Raw genomic sequence first — 869 nt, 5'->3', positions numbered from 1 at the left:
GACTGCAAGTTCGCCGCGCCGCCGGACAGGTTCGTCCATTCGATCCGCGACCCCTCCGCCATGACGATGTAGCTTGGACCGACGGCGAGCGCATTGTGCGGTGGATCGTTCGAAGTGTCCGAAATGCCGGAGAATTGAGTGGTGATCTGCGATGTCGGTCCCTGATAGGTATAGGTGACGGGTGCACTGATCCCGATGTTGCCGGCGAGATCGGTATCTTTCGCCGTTAGGCTGTTCGTGCCGCTGGCCAGGGCGATGTTGGTGCTCCAACTGCCGTCCGGCTGGACTGTCGCCGTTCCAACCTGGGTGGTGCCGTCGAATATCGCGACCGTCGTGCCGGAGCCGGAAACGTCCGGGTCGCTGACTGTTCCCGTCACGCTCAACACCGGCTGGGTGGCCGTGCCGCCGGCATTGGTGATCGTCAATGCCGGAAGCGTGGTATCGAGCGTGAAGGTCAAAGAGGCCGATGAAGAATTGCCGAGCGCATCGGATTCGCTGGCGACGATCGTGTGCTGTCCGTCAGCAAGCCCGTCCGGCGCGAAAGTCCAAGCTCCCGTGCCGCCGGCTGTCGCCGTGCCCGAGATGGGGCTTCCGTCGACGGTGAAGTGCACGACCGCATTCGCGCTGCCGGTGCCGGTCAGTGCGGCTTTGCTGGTAATGTTGTCGCTCGGCGACGCGCCGGTGTCGTTGAGCAAGCGTTCGGTCACGGTCGCGTTTGGCCCTTGGACAGCGAGCTGCGCCACCGATGTCTGCCACCAACCATTGGCGACGTATTCGCCTGACACCCAGAAGGAATTCGGATTGTTGGGATCAGGGATCGCCGTGGAATAGAGGCCCCAGCGCTGGATTGTCGGGCCGTCGCCATTGGC

Annotated in this window: 1 protein-coding gene; it reads right to left on the bottom strand. The window is 63.3% G+C overall.

The window, feature by feature from the left end:
• Positions 1–743, bottom strand: a 743-nt coding sequence (locus AC0YKC_RS33975) for an Ig-like domain-containing protein (protein WP_488514241.1), incomplete at its 3' end; no start/stop codon positions are given.
• Positions 744–869 lie beyond the last annotated feature (126 nt).

The sequence above is a fragment of the Mesorhizobium sp. CNPSo 4661 genome (genome assembly GCF_057784215.1).
The sequence above is the reverse complement of the archived record's forward strand: the minus strand, read 5'-3'. Positions and strand labels throughout refer to the sequence as shown.